The following is a 16,179-nucleotide window of genomic DNA, read 5'->3' as shown; positions in this document are numbered from 1 at the left end:
AGGGGTTGGCGCCGACCGTCATGACGGTCGGCGCCAACCCCTGTGTCGTACGCGGTCAGTCCCGGTGCAGTACGCCGATGAGTCGTGCCACCTCGAACTCCACGGCGGTACGGGCCGGGCCCAGGTACTTGCGCGGGTCCGCCACCTCCGGTTGCGCGGCCAGCTGTTCGCGCACCGTCCGCGTGAACAGCTTGTTGAGGTGCGTGGATATGTTCACCTTGGTCATCCCGGCCGCGACCGCCTTGGCCAGGTCGCTGTCGCCGACGCCCGACGAGCCGTGCAGCACCAGCGGCACGCCGATCGCCGCCCGCAGCCGCTCGATGAGCGCGAAGTCGAGCACGGCGTCCCGGGTGAGCATGGCGTGCGAGCTGCCCACGGCGACGGCGAGTGCGTCCACGCCGGTCGCCCCGGTGAACGCGCGGGCCTCGGCGGGGTCCGTGCGCACCCCGGGGGCGTGCGCCCCGTCCTTGCCGCCGACCTCGCCGAGCTCCGCCTCCACCCAGACGTCGGAGCGGTGGCAGAACTCGGTGATCGCCCGGGTGGCCGCCACGTTCTCCTCGTACGGCAGCTTGGACGCGTCGAACATCACCGAGGTGAAGCCGAGTTCGACGGCCTCGCGGACCAGCTCGGCCGACTCGGCGTGATCGAGGTGGACGGCCACGGGGACGCGCGCGGCACGGGCGAGCGAGAGCGAGGCGAGTCCGACGGGCGCGAGCCCGCCGTGGTAGCGGGCGGTGTTCTCGCTGATCTGGAGCACGACGGGCAGCCCGGCGCGCTCGGCGCCCGCCACGATCGCTTCGGCGTGCTCGATCTGTACGACGTTGAAGGCGCCGACACCGGATCGCCGCGCGTGGGCGGCGCCGGTGATGTCGCCGGTGGGGGACAGGGGCATGGCTGCTCTCAGTCCTGGCCGTGGTCGAGGACCACGGACCGGGTGAGGTTGCGCGGGCGGTCCGGGTCGTAGCCGCGGCCCTGCGCGATCACCACGGCGAGGCGCTGGGCGAGGATCAGGTCGGCCAGCGGGTCCAGGGCGTCGGCGGCGTCACCGGACGCCGCGACGAAGGTGCCTCCGACCCGGTCGACGTCGTCGGCGAGGCCCTGCGGCGCCGCGCCGAACAGCCAGGCCACCCGGCCGGGTCCGGTGATGCTGATGGGCCCGTGCCGGTACTCCATCGCCGGGTACGACTCGGTCCAGGCGCCCGCGGCCTCGCGCATCTTGAGCCCGGCCTCCAGGGCGAGCCCGTAGGTCCAGCCGGTGCCGAGGAAGGTGAACTGCTCGGCGGCGCATACCTCGGGGGCCAGCGGCGTGGCGACGGCGCGCTCGGCGTCCGCGATCGCCCGGTCCATCGGAAGCACTCCGTCCGGCAGTGCGCCCTCCGCCTCCAGGTGGGCGCGCAGCAGCGCGATGACGGTGGTGGCGAAGCGCGTCTGGACCACCGACTCCTCGTCGGCGAAGTCCAGGACGGCCACCGCGTCGGCGAGTTCCATGACCTCGGTCTTCGGGTCCGCGGTGATCGCCGCGGTGGGCACGGTGCCCTTCACCGAGGCGAGCAGGTCGAGCACCTCGGTGGTGGTCCCGGACCTGGTGATCGCCAGGACGCGGTCGTACGTACGCCCGGTGGGGAACTCGGAGGCGGCGAAGGCGTCCGTCTCGCCGTGTCCGCCGCTCTCGCGCAGCTGGGCGTAGGCGAGGGCCATGAACCAGGAGGTGCCGCAGCCGACGACGGCCACGCGCTCGCCGCGCCGGGGCAGTGCGGCGGCGAATCCGCCGACCGAATCGGTGACCCGGCGCCAGGTCTCCGGTTGGGAATCGATCTCCAGCGTCGTACGGCAGGCGTCAGGGGCGGACATGGCTGAGCTCCTCGATACGGGTCGGATGGGGCCTCTCATGCGCGGAGAACGCTGTCGTACGAACACTCAAGATGTCAAGATGTGCTTGTAACAGAGATCAAAAGTGCAGAATCGCGCACTCGGCATGCACGTGGATCGGGCCGATTACGATCAGTGAGTGCCCGGAGGGGTACGGCCGGAGGCAAGGAGAAACCCGACGATGTCCAAACGCGAGCGCTGGAACGCGCTCCTCGAACTGCTGGCCGCCGAGGGCCGCCTCGACGTGGAGGAGGCCGCGGGCACGCTGGAGGTCTCCAGCGCCACCATCCGCAGGGACCTCGACGAGCTCGCCGAACAGCAGATGCTGGTCCGCACGCGCGGCGGCGCGATCGCCCACGGCGTCTCCTACGAACTGCCCCTGCGCTACAAGTCGTCCCGGCGCGCCCCCGAGAAGCAGCGCATCGCCGCCGCCGTCGCCGATCTGGTCGGCGACCGCGAGGTGGTGGGCCTGAACGGCGGCACGACGACCACCGAGGTCGCCCGGGTCCTCGCGCTGCGCTTCGGCGGCGGGCCCCGCGAGGACGGCGAGGCGGCCGCGTCGGCACCCGCGCTCACCGTCGTGACCAACGCCCTGAACATCGCGGCCGAGCTCGCCGTCCGCCCGCAGATCAAGACCGTGTCCACCGGGGGTGTGGCACGCCCGACGACGTACGAGCTCGTCGGCCCGCTGACCAGCGGCGTACTCAACGAAGTCGTGCTCGACGCCGCCGTCCTCGGGGTGGACGGCGTGGACGCGCAGCTCGGCGTCATGGCCCACCACGAGGACGAGGCCGGGGTGAGCAGGCGCCTCGCCGAGCGGGCGAACCGCGTCATCGTGGCGACCGACTCCAGCAAGCTCGGCAGGCGCGCCTTCGCCAGGATCTGCGGCCTGGAGCGGGTCGACATCCTGGTGACCGACGTCAACGTCTCCGCAGAGACCTCGGCCGCGCTGGCCGACGCGGGGGTCAAGGTGATCGCGGTCTGAGCGGACGGGACCGCACCGGGGGCGCGGGAAAAGTCCGTTGCGGGCCGGGTGCGCGGCGGCGGAGAGTGGGCCCATGAATCCGCCCGACCGCACCGTGCGCCCGGCGACGCTCGACGACGCGGCGGCGATCTGCGCCCTGCTCAACGAGGTCGACCTCCTGGAAATAGGCCGCGCAGACACCGAACTGGCCGAAGTCCGCGCGGACTTGAAGCATCCGGACGCGGACCTGGAGCGCAACTCCTGGCTGCTCTTCGACGGGGAACGCCTCGTCGGGTACGCCCTGCTGTGGGACGAGTCGGGCGGCGAGCGCATCGACGCCGACCACTACGTGCTGCCCGGCGAACTCCCCGGCGCCCTGCACCTGTTCGACCTCCTGGAGGCCCAGGCGGCGCGGCGCGCGGCGGCCAACGGGGCGCGGCGAGCGGTGGTGCACCTGCACCTGAACACCGCCCCCACCATCGACCTGGACGCGCTGCGCGAGCGAGGCTGGCGCACGGTGCGCCGCTACCACGTGCTGGCCCGCGCGCTCTCCACCGCCGCCGACCCGCTGCCGGAACCGCCGCCCGGCGTCACGCTGCGCCCCTGCCTCGCCGAAGAGGACCGCCGCATCGCCCACGCGCTGCTCCAGGAGTCCATGACCGACCACTTCGACTTCACGGCGCGCACGTACGAGCAGTGGCTCGACGACACCGACGGCGCCCGGGCCGACTGGTCCCTCGTCTGGGTCGCGCACGTCGAGGGCATCGGCGATGCCGCGGTCCTGCGCACCCACGACGATCGCCCTTCGATGGGCTGGATCAGCAACATCGCCGTACTGAGCAAGGCCCGCCGCAGGGGCCTCGGCGGTCATCTGCTGCGCCACGCCTTCGGGCACTACGCGGCGCTCGGCCGCGACCGGATCGGCCTCGGCGTGGACACGGACAACAGCAGCGGCGCGCCCGGTCTGTACGCGCGGCACGGGATGGGCGTGGACTACGCGGTGGACACCTGGGAGTTGATCCGCCGGGCGTGACCCGTGCCGGGACCGTCGAGCGGTCCCGGCACGGAGTGGTGCGGTGCGCGGAGTGGTGCGGTGCGGTGCGGGAATCAGCAGGCCCCGAGGTCCTGCCACACGCCCCACTCTCCGGTGGTGCCGGGCTCCTCGCCGGTCGTCCACCACTTGGCCTTCCAGGTGTGGCCCTTGTGGGAGACCTGCTGGCCACCGGTGTAGATCGTGCCGGAGGACCAGGGCGCGGCCGTGCACTGGTTGCCGCTGCCGCCGGTGATGGTCAGGGAGAACGTCGCCGAGTGCGCGGCCGACGGGCTCGCGCCGCTGACGGTGATCTCGTACGTGCCGTTGACCGCCGCCGCCGTCGTGGCGAGCGTGAGCGTCGAACTCCCGCCCGCCGTCACCGACGCGGGGCTGAGCGAGGCGGTGACGCCTGCGGGTGCGCCGCTCGCGGTCAGCTTCACGGTCTGGGCGCTGCCCGCGGTCACCGAGGTCTTCACGGTGCTGGTGGCGGAGGCGCCGGCCTTGACGGTCGCGGATGCCGGGGACACGGCGAGCGAGAAGTCGTCGCTCGGCACGGTGCCGCCACTGGTGAAGGGCGCGAAGACGTGGGTGAAGTCCCAGGTGTTCTGCTCGATGCCGGAGCAGTTGTCCCTGGCGCCGCCGCCGGGGCAGCCTCCGTTGTCACGCTGGAGTGCCCAGAAGGAGATCATGTTGATCCCCTTGGCGACCGCCCAGTCGTACACCTGCCTGGCGTTGGCGAGGGTGAAGGTCTCGGCGGGGCCGAAGTCGTCGACGCCGGGCATCTCGGTGACGCCGATCATGCCCCAGAGCTGGGCCGGGCTCTTGCTCGGGTAGAGCTTGGCGAGCTGGTCGTAGAGGCCCTGGGCGGCGGTCTTGGTGTCCTGCGCCATATCGTGCGTCGCGTTGTCGTAGTAGTCGAACGTCATGAGGTTGACGACGTCGATCCGCGCGCCGTTGGTGACGGCGTTCTTCAGTACGGCGAGACCGCTGGGCGCCAGGCCCGTGGTCGTCGTCGGCAGGGTGTAGGAGATCTCCAGCTTGCGGCCGTTCGCGGTGGCCCAGTCCTGGACCTTCTTGATCGCCTTGTTGCGCCGGTCGACGCCCGCGCTGTTGTCCAGCGCGTCGACCTCGATGTCCATGTCGAGCCGCGGGATGTCGTAGGTCGTGATGACCTTCTCGTAGACGGCGGCGATCTGGTCGACGTCGCTGCAACTGTCGGCGATCTCGGTTCCTGTGGTGTCCGCCGTGTAGCCGCCGAAGGAGGGGATGACGTCGCCGCCGCGCCCCTGGATCGTCTTGATGTCGGCGCCGAAGGACTGCTGGGCGACGGGCAGGGAGGTGTCGCCGTTCCAGTACGCGGTGCAGGAGCCCTTGGTCGCCGTCTGGAGGAACGCCATCGTCAGGTGCTTGGCGCCGGACTGGGCGCTGAGCGCGGCGGGGCTCTCGCCCGTCCAGGACTCGAAGTAGGGGGCGAAGACACGGGCGGGGAGCGGGGTCGCGGCCTGGGCGGGGGCGCCCGAGATCGCGGTCAGGCCCAGAGCGGCCACTGCGGTGGCCGCCGCGGTGAGAGCGGCACGGAGGGAACGCATACGTCTCATGGCCATCCAAGAGGTGAGGAGGCGTCAACTGTGGTGTGACGCACTGGCGTTGCCCTACGGAGTAGCCCTGTGGTCATAGGCATGTCAATGGTCTGAACCAAATCTTGAACCATATATGGACTAGACCAATCCGAGGGGTGCGGCGGGTCCACGCGGCGTCACGCGCCGCGCGATCGCTGGTCAGGGCCGTGGTGCGAGGCACCGGTTGTGGGGCCGCGGTGACTGACCCAGGGGCCCGCCCGGGAAATGCGGCTGCGCGAGCGGTCCCGCTGCGCTAGAACCGTGGCATGGCGGACGAGCGGCGGTTGCCCGGGGGCAGGACGGTCGGAGCGGTGCGCCGCGGTGACGCGGTGCACCGCCCCGTACAGCCGTGGACACCCGCGGTGCACGCGGTGCTGCGCCACCTGGAGGCGGCCGGGGTGGCGGGCGCGCCACGGGTCCTCGGCCTGGACGACCAGGGGCGCGAGGTCCTGACCCACCTCGAAGGCGAGACGGCGGGCGAGGAACTGCCCTGGCCCGTCTGGGTGTACTCGGACGACGCGCTGGTCGGCGTGGGCCGGTGGGCCAGGCGGCTGCACGACGCGACCCTGGACTTCGTCCCGCCGGGGGACGCGCGGTGGCTGGCTGGGCAGACCTGGCGGCCGGGACTGGTCATCGGCCACCACGACGCCGCCCCGTGGAACGCGGTCTGGCGCGACGGGCACCTCGCCGGCTTCTTCGACTGGGACACCGCGGGCCCCTCGTCCCGCGAGTTCGACCTGGCCTTCATGGCGCTGACCTGGGTGCCCCTGCACGCGCGCTCGTTCGCCGAGCGGACCGGCTTCACCGCCTTCGACGACCGCTCCCGGCGGCTGCGTCTGCTGCTCGACGCGTACGGGTACGAAGGCGACCGCGCCGCGTTCGGGACGGTGGTCGCCACCCGGGCAAGGACCAACGCGGAGGTCATCCGGCGCATGGCCGCCGACGGCGATCCGGTCTACACGGCGCTCGAACCGGTCGCCGCCGAACTGGAGCAGGCCGCACGCGAGGTCGGTAGGCTGCCCGCCTCGTTCTGGCGTCCGGCTGCCGGGGACATGTCCGACTAGCGCGGTTGTGTCCCGTTCCCGCGTTCCAGGCGGCTTCGATATCGGCTGGTCAGAGCCCGTTTCCGCGTTCCCGCATGCCGAATTGCCCGGCTTTCGTGGCACCCGTGCCGGATCACCCCGCAGGGTCGTGGTGTCCACGAACCCCTGGGAGCCCCCGTGACCTTACGGATAGCGATCACCGCCGAACCGATCCCCTCACACGTCTCCGCGCTCGACTTCGTCATCGGACCCGCCCTCGAACAGGGCCACGACGTCGCGCTGCACGCCCCGCCGATGTTCCGCCGCGAAGCCCGGCGGCGCGGCGTGGAGTTCCACCGGGCGGGAACGGACTGGACCTGCGATCCCGCCGTGCAGCGAAGGGCGAGCGAGATCTGGACGGCGTCGGGGAACGCCGCGTTCAACCGGTACGTCTTCGGCAGGCTCTGGCCGGACACGGCCGAGGCGAAGGCCCGCGACCTGATCACGGCGTGGACGCGGACCCGCCCCGATCTGGTGATCGCCGAATGCAGCGATCCCGGCGCGCACCTCGCGGCGAAGGTCCTCGATCTGCCCGTGGTCGCCGCGGACAACGGACTCGGCCCGGTGCTCCTCGACCTCTGGGACACCGACATCGCGCCCGCGCTGACCCTGCTCCACAAGCGGTACGGGCAGGACGACGCTCCGGTACCGCCGCCGCTGCTGACGCCCGCACCGGTCCCGTGGTTCTACGAGGACGCACCGGCTGCCGCACGAGCGGTTGCGCGCACCGTGGCGGGGGACCGGAGCCCCGCCCCCGAGCGGCCGGTCCCGTGGCTCCGCCCGCTCTCCGACCGGCCCCTCGTCTACGCCAGCCTCGGCACGCTGACCACCGCGATGCCGGGGCTCCGCGCCGTCGTGGGGGACCTGTACCGGAAGATCATGGCGGCCCTCGCCACGGTCGACTGCGACGCGATCGTCTCCGCGGGCGGCCTCGCCGAGGGGCTGCGGAGCCCGGACCCGCGCATCCGCGTCGTACGCCATGTCCCGCAGCACGCGCTGCTGCGCCATGCCGACGTGTTCGTGACGCACGGCGGCCGGGCGTCCCTGCTCGACGCGGTGCAGGGCGCGACGCCCGTCCTGGGCCTCGGTGTTCTCGGCGACCAGCCCGACAACACCGCCGCGTTCGCGCGGCTCGGTCTCGGCCGCGCGCTGGACCTCACGGCGACGCGCGAGGAGATCGCCGCATCCGTCACGGCCCTCCTCGACGACGCGTCCGGACCCGCCGCGGTGCGCGCGGCGGCGGCCGAGCTGTCCGCACTGCCGCCGCTAGACGTCGCGGAGCTGCGGAACGGGCGGTGACTCCTGTTCCTGTTCCGCCGCCTGTTCCGCCGGGGGCCGGGGCCGTGGCTCTCCGGTGTGCAGGACGCCGTTGACGTACGCGATGTCCAGGGCCTTCTCCCAGCGGGCGACGACGAGCGTGGCGACGCTGTTGCCCGCGAGGTTGGTCAGCGCGCGGCACTCGGACATGAACTTGTCGATGCCGAAGACGAGCATGATCCCCGCCGCGGGCACCGTGCCGACGGTGGAGAGGGTCGCGGCCAGGGCGATGAAGCCCGCGCCTGTGATGCCGCCGGAGCCCTTGGACGTCAGGATCATGACGGCGAGCAGCCCGAGCTGCTGCCCGATGCCGAGCGGGGTGTCCGTGGCCTGGGCGATGTAGACCGCGGCCAGGGAGAGGTAGAGGGAGCTGCCGTCGAGGTTGAAGGAGTAGCCGGTCGGGACGGTGAGGCCGACGATGTCACGCCGGATGCCGAGCCCTTCGAGCTTCATCATCAGGCGCGGCAGGGCGCTCTCGGACGAGGAGGTGCCGAGGACGAGGACGAACTCCTCGCGCAGATAGCGCAGCAGCCGGAAGATGTTGATCCGCAGGGCGGCGGTGACCGCGCCGAGCACCACGACGACGAAGAAGGCGGACGTGCCGTAGAAGAGGCCGATGAGGCGGCCGAGGCTGGTGAGGGTCGAGATGCCGTACTTGCCGATGGTGAACGCCATGGCACCGAAGGCGCCCACGGGTGCGGCCAGCATGACGTAGTGCAGGATCTTGAAGACGACGGCGCTGAGGCGGTGGACGCCGTCGACGATCGGCTCGCCCACCGGACCGACGGCTTTGAGCGCGACGCCGAAGAGCACCGAGAAGAAGATGACCTGGAGGATGTTGCCCTCGGCGAAGGCGCCGACCGCGCTGTCCGGCACCAGGTCGGTCAGGAAGTGCCACCAGCCCTGGTCCTCGCCGCTCTTGACGTAATCGCGTGCGTCGCCCTGGAGTGTGAGGTCGCCGGGGTGGGCGTGGACGCCCGCGCCCGGCTGGAAGACGTTGACGGCGACGAGACCGACGAGCAGCGCGGCCAGCGTCCCGGCCTGGAAGTAGAGCAGGGACTTGAGCCCCACCCGGCCCACGCGGCCGAGGCTGTCGACACTGCCGATGCCGCCCACGACGGTCAGGAAGACGATCGGGGTGATCAGCATCTTGATGGCGGCGACGAAGGTGGTGCCGACCGGTTCGAGTCCGGTGCCGACCGAGGGCCACAGCCAGCCGGTCAGGACGCCGGTGACGATGGCGGTCAGGACCCAGAAGTACAACTGCCGGTACCAGGGCCGTCTGCCGGTCCCGGCCGGGGAAGGGGTGGGTGGATCGGGTGGGGCCATGGCGTTTCTCCTCGTCGGAGAGGGCGGGAGCGGGGCCTGGACGGGAGCGGGTGGCCTAGAGCAGTTCGATGAGCTTCTCGGTGAACTCCGCGGTGGTCGCGGTGCCGCCGAGATCGCGGGTGCGCACCTCCGTCTTGGCGAGCAGCGCGGCGATCGCGTCGGTGACCTCCTTGGCGGCCTCGGGGTGGCCCAGGTGGTCGAGCATCAGGGCCGCCGACCAGATGGCGCCCAGCGGATTGGCGATGCCCTTGCCCGCGATGTCGGGGGCGGAGCCGTGCACGGGCTCGAACATGGAGGGGAAGTCGCGTTCCGGGTTGAGGTTGGCTGCCGGTGCGATGCCGATGGACCCGGCGACGGCCGCCGCCAGATCGCTGAGGATGTCGCCGAAGAGGTTGGAGGCGACGACCACGTCGAAGCTCTCCGGCGCGAGGACGAACTTCGCGGCGAGCGCGTCGATGTGCTCTTGTTCCCAGTCGACCCGGGGGAAGCGGGCGGCGCGCTCGGCGACCAGTTCGTCCCAGAACGGCATGGTGTGCACGATGCCGTTCGACTTCGTGGCCGAGGTGAGCCGGCCGCCGCGGCGCGCGGCGAGCTCGAAGGCGTGGTCGAGGACGCGGGTGACGCCCGCCCGTGTGAACACCGCTTCCTGCACGGCCATTTCGTCAGGGAAGCCCCTGTTCAGGCGGCCGCCGACCTCGCTGTACTCGCCCTCGACGTTCTCGCGGACCACCACGAAGTCGACCGCGCCGGGGCGGGCGCCGCGCACCGGACTCTCGACGCCCTCGAAGACGCGGACGGGGCGCAGATTGACGTACTGGCGGAAAGCGCGCCGGATCGGGATCAGGAGCCCCCACAGCGAGACGTGGTCGGGCACTCCGGGGTAGCCGACGGCGCCGAGCAGGATGGCGTCCTCGTCGCGGAGCAGGTCGAGGCCGTCCTCCGGCATCATCGCGCCGTCCCGCAGATAGCGCTCGCACGACCAGTCGTACGACGTGTAGGTGAGGCCGAAGCCGTGGCGCCTGCCGAGGACGTCGAGGACCTGCCGGGCGGGCGGCAGCACCTCGGCGCCGATGCCGTCGCCGGGGATCAGGGCAATGCGGTGGTTCGTCATGCGTCGATTGCAGCAACGCGCCTGGTGGGGCGTCCAAGACGGAAACCGGATCTGCCTTATAGGCAGGGGTTATCAGCGGGGCGTTGAGCCCTTCGCGACGACGTCCTTCGCCTGCGCGTCCGCGTCCGCGGCGATCCGGACGAACGCCGTGGCCGCGGGCGACACGCTGCCGCGCCTGCTCACCAGCGCGATGTCCAGGGTGGTCTCCGGCTCGATGTCCAGGACGCGCGCGCCCGCCTGCCGGGCGATGTCCCGCCAGGAATCGGTGACGACGGCGACGCCGACCCCGCCGAGCACCAGCGGCAGCAGGGCGACCCGGTGCTCGGTCTCGGCCGCGACCGTGAAGTCGACGCCCTCCTCGCGCAGCGCGTCGACATAGGCGCGCATGCCGGTGCCGAGCTGTCCGACGATCAGCCGCAGGCCCGCGAGTTCCGCGCTGTTCACCGTGGAGCGCCCGGCCAGCGGGCTCTCCGGCGGGACCAGCAGGACGAACCGCTGACGGCCGAGGGAGTGGCTCGCGACCTCCTTCTCGGGGACCGGTCCCGCCGACGCGAGCAGTCCCAGCTCGACCGCTCCCGTGCGCACCATGTCGATCACCTCACGGGAGGTGAAGGCCGCCCTGATGGCGACGGACACGCCCGGGTACCGCGCGCTGAAGGCGCGGATCAGAGTGGTGAGCGGCTCGACCGCCTGGGACGGCATGCAGGCCACGTCGAGCCGTCCCGTACGCAGCTCGTGCACGGCCTCGACGCTGGAGCGGGCGGTCCGGAGGCTGCGCGCGGCCTCGCGGGCCGGGCCGATCAGCGCGTGCCCGGCCTCGGTGAGGACCGCGCGCCGCCCGATGCGGTGGAAGAGGTCCGTGCCCAGATCCCGCTCCAGCGCCCGGACGGCCTGCGACAGGGACGGCTGGGAGACGTACAGGGCGGAGGCGGCGCGGTGGAACCCCCCGTGATCCACGATCGCGAGGAAGTACTCCAGGTGTCTGACGTCCATCCGTACGTGCTCCTCACGCCCCGCTGCCGCCTCCGGTCACAGGCCGCGCGCCCGGGTGCGGGCGGCGTCAGCCGGCGAGGAGTTCCGTGAACCGCTGTGTGTCGATGTTCCCACCGGAGGCGATCACGCCGATCCTGCGGGGCGCGGACCCGCGCGGCGCCGTGTCGACGCGCCCGGCCATGAGCGCGGCGAGCGCGGTCGCCCCGCTGGGTTCGAGGACGATCTTCAGGCGTTCGAAGGCGAACCGCATGGCGGCGATGATCTCCGCGTCGCCGACGAGCGAGACCCCGTCGACCAGACGCCGGTTGATGGCGAAGGTGATCTCGCCCGGCGTGGGCAGCGCCTGGCCGTCGGCGATGGTCCGGGGCACGGGGATGGTGACGCGTTCGCCGCTCTCCAGGGAGCGCTTGGTGTCGTCGCCCGCCTCGGGCTCGACGCCGCTGACCGTGGTGGCGGGGTGGAGTTCCTTGACGGCGACGGCGGATCCGGCGATCAGACCGCCGCCTCCGACGGGCGCGACGAGGGCGTCGAGCGGCCCCGTCTCCTCGACGAGTTCGAGCGCGGCGGTGCCCTGCCCCGCGATGACGTGGGGGTGGTCGTAGGGCGGGATGAGGGCGAGCCCCCGGTCGGCGGCGAGCGCCTCGCCGAGGGCGCCGCGCTCCTCGGTGTAGCGGTCGTAGGTGACGATCTCCGCCCCGTAGCCCGCGGTGGCCGCCCGCTTGGAGCGCGGGGCGTCCTCGGGCATCAGGATGACCGCGCTGGTGCCGAGTTCGCGGGCGGCCAGGGCGGTGGCCTGGGCGTGGTTGCCGGAGGAGTACGCGGCGATGCCCTTGGCGAGGCGCTCGGCGGGCAGCTGGGCCGCCGCGTTGTAGGCGCCGCGGAACTTGAAGGCCCCGACGCGCTGGAAGTTCTCGCACTTGATGAACACGTCGGCGCCGACCAGGGCGTTCAGGGTCCGCGACGTGAGCACCGGGGTGCGAAGGGCGATGCCGTGGAGACGCGCGGCGGCCTGCCGTACGTCGTCGAAGGTGACGGGGAGCGCTGCGGCCATGGTGAGTCCTCACGGGGGGTGCGGCGGAGCTGACGGCATGGTGTGATTACCGCGCGTTTGATCGCGCATCAGCACGGTAGTCGGTTACCGAACTACCTTTGGCGGGGGAGGTGTTGTGAGCGGTTCCGCGCGGCTCCGGAACGGAGTGTTCGATTTCGACACGGAGCATGACGCACGGGAACGCTCTTCAACTCGCCTTGGGCATAGTCTGGTTGGTGGAGTGAGGGGGCTCAACTCATGGCGCCGGATTCGAAGATCCTCATCGTCGATGACCACGCGGACACCTTGTTCGCGCTCGAAAGCGCGTTGGCACCTCTGCACTACGAACTGACCTGTGTCACCAACGGTGACGACGCGCTCAAGCAGATACTCCGGGGCGACATCGGCCTCGTGCTGCTCGACGTGCGCATGCCCGGCTCCGGCGGCCTCGACGTGGTGCGCTACATGCGCCGCCTCGAACAGACCCAGCACATCCCCATCCTGCTGCTCACCGGGTTCGGCATGAGCCGTGACCTGGCTGCCGCGGCCTTCATGTTCGGCGTGGCCGACGTGATCCTGAAACCCGTCGACCCGTGGACGCTGCGCACCAAGGTGCGCTACCTCTACGAGTCGTACGTGCGCACGCGCGCACTCCAGCGGGAACTGGACGCCTTACGTGCCAACGGCTCCACCGCGCCGCCCCGCGACCACTCCGCGGAACGCGGGGACGCGGACCCGCCGCCTCCGCGCGTTCCCGAGCAGCCGTCGGCGCCGAACCACCCCGCCGAACACCGTGGGGCTACGCCTGGTACTCGGTGAGGTCGATGGCGTACACGTGCAGCGGGTGGCCGGAGACCGGGTGGGCCGTCTCGCGCTCCAGGGTCATGCCGAGCTTGCGGATGACGTTGGCGGAGGCGTGGTTCCCCGGGCGGTCGATGCTGATGACGCGGTCGAGGCCGCGGTCCTGGAGGGCGAATTCGAGGGTGGCCTGCGCGGCCTCGGACGCGTAGCCCTGGCCCCAGAACTGGGCGCCGAGCCGCCAGCTGATCGCCGCGTCGGGCAGCGCCTCGGGGAGGAACTCGGGGATGGACAGGCCGGTGAAGCCCGCGAGCTCGCCGGAGGCGAGGAGCTCGACGGCGAAGAGGCCGAAGCCCTCGTCGTCCCACTCCTCCTCCCAGCGCTCGATGGCCTCGGCCGTGGCGTCCGGGTCGTTGCTGGGGCCTTCCTCGCTCCAGCGCATGACCTGGGGGTCCGCGTTGATGTCCGTCATGGGCACGAGGTCGTCGTCGCGCCAGCGGCGCAGGAGGAGGCGGGGGGTGCGGATCTCGGTCATGGCCCTCATCCTGCCGAAGGCGGGGGCGGTGGTGGTAATCGGCGGGCCGCGGCGCCCGAGCGGGGGCCGCCTCGGCTGAGGATGCCGAAGCGGCCCCGACCGGAGGGGAGCGCGGTCGTTACCTCAGACCGCGGTCCAGCGCGTTGAACAGGACGTTGTTCGAGGTGTCACCCGACATCTCCCAGATCATGCCGCCGAGCAGACCCTTGGACTTGATGTACTGGGTCTTCTTCTCGATGGACCAGGCGTCATCGAAGGACCACCACTGGCCGTTCGCCCCGGTGTAGCCGTACGTGGAGATGGACTGCTCGTCGTGGTAGACGGTCAGGTTCGGGAAGGCCGCGACGAGGTTGTCGTAGCCGCGGGTGCCCGCCTCCTCCTGGAACTGGCCGGGCGCCGCGCCGTTGGCGCTCTGCCACTCGCCGTGCGCGCCGCCGTCGGCGACCTGCTGCCAGCCGCGCCCGTAGAACGGGAAGCCGATGGTCAGCTTGCGCGGCTTGATGCCCTGGTCGGTGTACACCTTCACCGCGTCGTCGATGCTGAAGTCGGTGGGGTACGGACTCTGCGCGTCCTTGTACAGGTTGGCCTGGTGCCCCGTGCGGTTCGGCTCCCAGGAGTTGTCGCTGCCCGCGCCGTGGAAGTCGTAGCCCTGGACGTTGCCGAAGTCCAGGTGCTTGAAGACCTCCTTGAGGTCCCAGCCGTCGTTGATCTTCTTGGCGTCGGCCGGGGTGAAGGCGGTGAGCAGCCGGTGGCTGCCGCCGAGGGCGTCGAGCTGCTTGCGGAACTCGGCGATCAGCGCGGTGTTGTTGGCCTTGTCGTCCGTGCTCCAGTGGTTGCCGGGGTGCCCGTCCGGCGATCCGGGCCACTCCCAGTCCAGGTCGAAGCCGTCGAAGATCCCGGCGGCGACGCCGTCACCGCCCGCGCCGTTGTACGCGGGCAGGTTGCCCTTGATGTACATGTCGATGCAGGACTTGACGAACTTCTTCCGCGATTCGTCCGTCTTGGCGACGTCGGAGAAGTACTTGGAGTAGGTCCAGCCGCCGAGCGAGACGACGACCTTGAGGTTCGGGTGCTTGGCCTTGAGCTTCTTGAGCTGGTTGAAGTTGCCGCGCAGCTTGCCCCAGCCGTCGTCGGCGACGCCGTCCACGGACTGCCCGGCGGGGAAGGCCCTGCCGTAGTCGGCCTCGGCGTCCCCGGCCCCGTCGCCCTGGTTGGGGTCCTGGGGGTTCTGCGTGGTGCCCTTGGTGACGCCGTTGAGGCAGGTGAGGTTCTTGGGGTCGATGTTGGCGAAGGCGTAGTTGATGACGTCGAGCTTGGCCGCGGCGCCGGACGTCTCCAGGTCCCGCACGAAGTACTGGCGGCCGTAGATGCCCCACTGCACGAAGTAGCCGACCTTGGCGTAGCCGTCCTGGCCGACGGGGTCCTTGGTGGTGAGGGACAGGGCGTTGCTCGCGGGCGACGCGTTGTCGGCGGCGTCCCGTGCCTTGACGGTGAAGGAGTACTCCGTGGCGGGGGAGAGGCCGGTCACGGTGCTGGTGAGCGTGTCGGCGGGCAGGCTCTCCACGAGGGTCGTGCCCCGGTAGACGTCGTACGCGGCGACGCGCTGGTTGTCCGTGGCCGCGTCCCAGGCGAGCTTGACGGTGCTCGACGTGACCTCGGTGGAACGGAGGTTGCGGGGCGCGGTGGGCGGCACGGTGTCGGTCGCCGGGTCCACGGTGGTCGCCGTGACCGGGGCGCCGGCCTCCCCGGTGTTGCCGCGCGTGTCCTTGGCCCGGACGCTGAACTGGTAGGCGGTCGCCGGTTGCAGGTCGCGCACCGTGGCCTGGGTGGAGGCGCTGGCCGCCACGACGGTGGTGCCGCGAAGCACCTCGTACGAGGCGACGGGGAAGTCGCCCTGTGCGGCAGCCGTCCACTTCAGGCTGACCGTGCGGGCGGTGGCGTCGGCGACGCTGAGCCCGGTGGGGGCCTTCGGGGGCACGGCCGCGGTGCCGTCGCACTTGTCGCCGTTGATGAGGCAGCCGGTGGGCGGCTTGAGCTGGCCGCTGCCGCGGAAGGTGTAGCTGTACGGCTCGGTGTCGCGGCCCGCGGGGACGCGGGCGTTGTAGTACGCGGGCGTCACGACCACGTGCCTGCCCTTGACCTCGGCGGTGCCGTGGGTGTGGTCGCTGATGGTGACGCCCTCGGGCAGGTCGAACTCCAGGGACCAGGTGTCGACGGCGGTGTCGCCGCTGTTCTTCACGACGAACTTGCCGGTCCAGGACGTGCCGCTGCCCTCGCTGCTGAAGGTGGCGGTGAGCTTGGCGGCGGCGATGGCGGGGGCCGCGAGTGAGGTGAGTCCCGTCAGCGCCAGTGCGAGCACGGCGAGAACGGCGAGGATGCGTCGGTGTGCGGCCGGGACCGCGCGGGGTCTGGCGGTGGATCTGCGTGGGGACACGGCTCTCCTTGACGAGGTGAGGCGTCCGTCCGTGCCTGCGGGGTCCGATGGGGCGGGGGTCGGAC

Annotated in this window: 14 protein-coding genes; 5 read left to right on the top strand and 9 right to left on the bottom strand. The window is 71.5% G+C overall.

What is annotated here, in order from left to right:
• Positions 1 to 55 precede the first annotated feature (55 nt).
• Both KY5_RS04925 and KY5_RS04920 read right to left on the bottom strand, forming a co-directional pair.
• Positions 56 to 892, bottom strand: coding sequence for a class II fructose-bisphosphate aldolase (locus KY5_RS04925; protein ID WP_098241041.1), 837 nt, complete (start codon positions 890 to 892; stop codon positions 56 to 58).
• Between the two features lie 8 nt (positions 893 to 900).
• Positions 901 to 1,851, bottom strand: a complete 951-nt coding sequence (locus tag KY5_RS04920; protein WP_098241040.1) for an SIS domain-containing protein — start codon at positions 1,849 to 1,851, stop codon at positions 901 to 903.
• 199 nt (positions 1,852 to 2,050) lie between these two features.
• Between KY5_RS04920 and KY5_RS04915 the strand changes: the two genes are divergently transcribed.
• Both KY5_RS04915 and KY5_RS04910 read left to right on the top strand, forming a co-directional pair.
• Positions 2,051 to 2,854, top strand: a complete 804-nt coding sequence (locus KY5_RS04915; RefSeq protein ID WP_098241039.1) for a DeoR/GlpR family DNA-binding transcription regulator — start codon at positions 2,051 to 2,053, stop codon at positions 2,852 to 2,854.
• 73 nt (positions 2,855 to 2,927) lie between these two features.
• Positions 2,928 to 3,866, top strand: coding sequence for a GNAT family N-acetyltransferase (locus KY5_RS04910; protein WP_098241038.1), 939 nt, complete (start codon positions 2,928 to 2,930; stop codon positions 3,864 to 3,866).
• A 74-nt stretch (positions 3,867 to 3,940) separates the two neighbouring features.
• On the opposite strand, the gene KY5_RS04905 is transcribed toward KY5_RS04910, so the two are convergent.
• On the bottom strand, positions 3,941 to 5,464 hold the full coding sequence (locus KY5_RS04905; RefSeq protein ID WP_098241037.1) for a chitinase: 1,524 nt from the start codon (positions 5,462 to 5,464) through the stop codon (positions 3,941 to 3,943).
• Between the two features lie 287 nt (positions 5,465 to 5,751).
• Here KY5_RS04905 and KY5_RS04900 point away from each other — a divergent pair, with 287 nt between their 5' ends.
• Positions 5,752 to 6,549 carry a phosphotransferase gene (locus KY5_RS04900; RefSeq protein WP_098241036.1) on the top strand — a complete coding sequence of 266 codons (798 nt, stop codon included), beginning with the start codon at positions 5,752 to 5,754 and terminating at the stop codon, positions 6,547 to 6,549.
• Positions 6,550 to 6,705: 156 nt separating this feature from the next.
• Positions 6,706 to 7,866 (top strand): glycosyltransferase, encoded by a 1,161-nt coding sequence (locus tag KY5_RS04895; protein WP_098241035.1) that lies wholly within the window; start codon positions 6,706 to 6,708, stop codon positions 7,864 to 7,866.
• Here KY5_RS04895 and dctA read toward each other — a convergent pair.
• From dctA to KY5_RS04875, 4 genes are all read right to left on the bottom strand, one after another.
• Entirely contained in the window at positions 7,834 to 9,213 is a 1,380-nt protein-coding gene (dctA, locus tag KY5_RS04890) for a C4-dicarboxylate transporter DctA (RefSeq protein WP_098241034.1), read from the bottom strand. The genes KY5_RS04895 and dctA overlap by 33 nt on opposite strands.
• A 55-nt stretch (positions 9,214 to 9,268) precedes the next feature.
• Positions 9,269 to 10,324: a tartrate dehydrogenase gene (locus KY5_RS04885; protein WP_098241033.1), complete on the bottom strand. Its 1,056-nt coding sequence runs from the start codon at positions 10,322 to 10,324 to the stop codon at positions 9,269 to 9,271.
• A 72-nt stretch (positions 10,325 to 10,396) separates the two neighbouring features.
• Entirely contained in the window at positions 10,397 to 11,317 is a 921-nt protein-coding gene (locus KY5_RS04880; protein WP_098241032.1) for a LysR family transcriptional regulator, read from the bottom strand.
• Between the two features lie 67 nt (positions 11,318 to 11,384).
• Entirely contained in the window at positions 11,385 to 12,368 is a 984-nt protein-coding gene (locus KY5_RS04875) for a pyridoxal-phosphate dependent enzyme (protein WP_098241031.1), read from the bottom strand.
• 237 nt (positions 12,369 to 12,605) lie between these two features.
• Here KY5_RS04875 and KY5_RS04870 point away from each other — a divergent pair, with 237 nt between their 5' ends.
• Positions 12,606 to 13,166: a response regulator gene (locus tag KY5_RS04870; protein ID WP_098241030.1), complete on the top strand. Its 561-nt coding sequence runs from the start codon at positions 12,606 to 12,608 to the stop codon at positions 13,164 to 13,166.
• On the opposite strand, the gene KY5_RS04865 is transcribed toward KY5_RS04870, so the two are convergent.
• Positions 13,147 to 13,680, bottom strand: coding sequence for a GNAT family N-acetyltransferase (locus KY5_RS04865; RefSeq protein ID WP_098241029.1), 534 nt, complete (start codon positions 13,678 to 13,680; stop codon positions 13,147 to 13,149). The two genes, KY5_RS04870 and KY5_RS04865, sit on opposite strands and share 20 nt — an antisense overlap.
• A gap of 118 nt (positions 13,681 to 13,798) precedes the next feature.
• A complete protein-coding gene (locus tag KY5_RS04860; RefSeq protein ID WP_098241028.1) occupies positions 13,799 to 16,114 on the bottom strand; it encodes a glycosyl hydrolase family 18 protein in 2,316 nt (771 codons plus the stop codon).
• Between the last annotated feature and the right edge of the window lie 65 nt (positions 16,115 to 16,179).

The sequence above is a fragment of the Streptomyces formicae genome (assembly GCF_002556545.1).
Taxonomy (GTDB): domain Bacteria; phylum Actinomycetota; class Actinomycetes; order Streptomycetales; family Streptomycetaceae; genus Streptomyces; species Streptomyces formicae_A.
The sequence above is the reverse complement of the archived record's forward strand: the minus strand, read 5'-3'. Positions and strand labels throughout refer to the sequence as shown.

What these genes read in the sequence shown, in the direction of transcription:
- KY5_RS04925 (WP_098241041.1), bottom strand. Translation starts at nt 892, where the DNA reads ATGCCCCTGTCCCCCACCGGCGACATCACCGGCGCCGCCCACGCGCGG.
- KY5_RS04920 (WP_098241040.1), bottom strand. Translation starts at nt 1,851, where the DNA reads ATGTCCGCCCCTGACGCCTGCCGTACGACGCTGGAGATCGATTCCCAA.
- KY5_RS04915 (WP_098241039.1), top strand. Translation starts at nt 2,051, where the DNA reads ATGTCCAAACGCGAGCGCTGGAACGCGCTCCTCGAACTGCTGGCCGCC.
- KY5_RS04910 (WP_098241038.1), top strand. Translation starts at nt 2,928, where the DNA reads ATGAATCCGCCCGACCGCACCGTGCGCCCGGCGACGCTCGACGACGCG.
- KY5_RS04905 (WP_098241037.1), bottom strand. Translation starts at nt 5,464, where the DNA reads ATGAGACGTATGCGTTCCCTCCGTGCCGCTCTCACCGCGGCGGCCACC.
- KY5_RS04900 (WP_098241036.1), top strand. Translation starts at nt 5,752, where the DNA reads ATGGCGGACGAGCGGCGGTTGCCCGGGGGCAGGACGGTCGGAGCGGTG.
- dctA (WP_098241034.1), bottom strand. Translation starts at nt 9,213, where the DNA reads ATGGCCCCACCCGATCCACCCACCCCTTCCCCGGCCGGGACCGGCAGA.
- KY5_RS04885 (WP_098241033.1), bottom strand. Translation starts at nt 10,324, where the DNA reads ATGACGAACCACCGCATTGCCCTGATCCCCGGCGACGGCATCGGCGCC.
- KY5_RS04880 (WP_098241032.1), bottom strand. Translation starts at nt 11,317, where the DNA reads ATGGACGTCAGACACCTGGAGTACTTCCTCGCGATCGTGGATCACGGG.
- KY5_RS04875 (WP_098241031.1), bottom strand. Translation starts at nt 12,368, where the DNA reads ATGGCCGCAGCGCTCCCCGTCACCTTCGACGACGTACGGCAGGCCGCC.
- KY5_RS04870 (WP_098241030.1), top strand. Translation starts at nt 12,606, where the DNA reads ATGGCGCCGGATTCGAAGATCCTCATCGTCGATGACCACGCGGACACC.
- KY5_RS04865 (WP_098241029.1), bottom strand. Translation starts at nt 13,680, where the DNA reads ATGACCGAGATCCGCACCCCCCGCCTCCTCCTGCGCCGCTGGCGCGAC.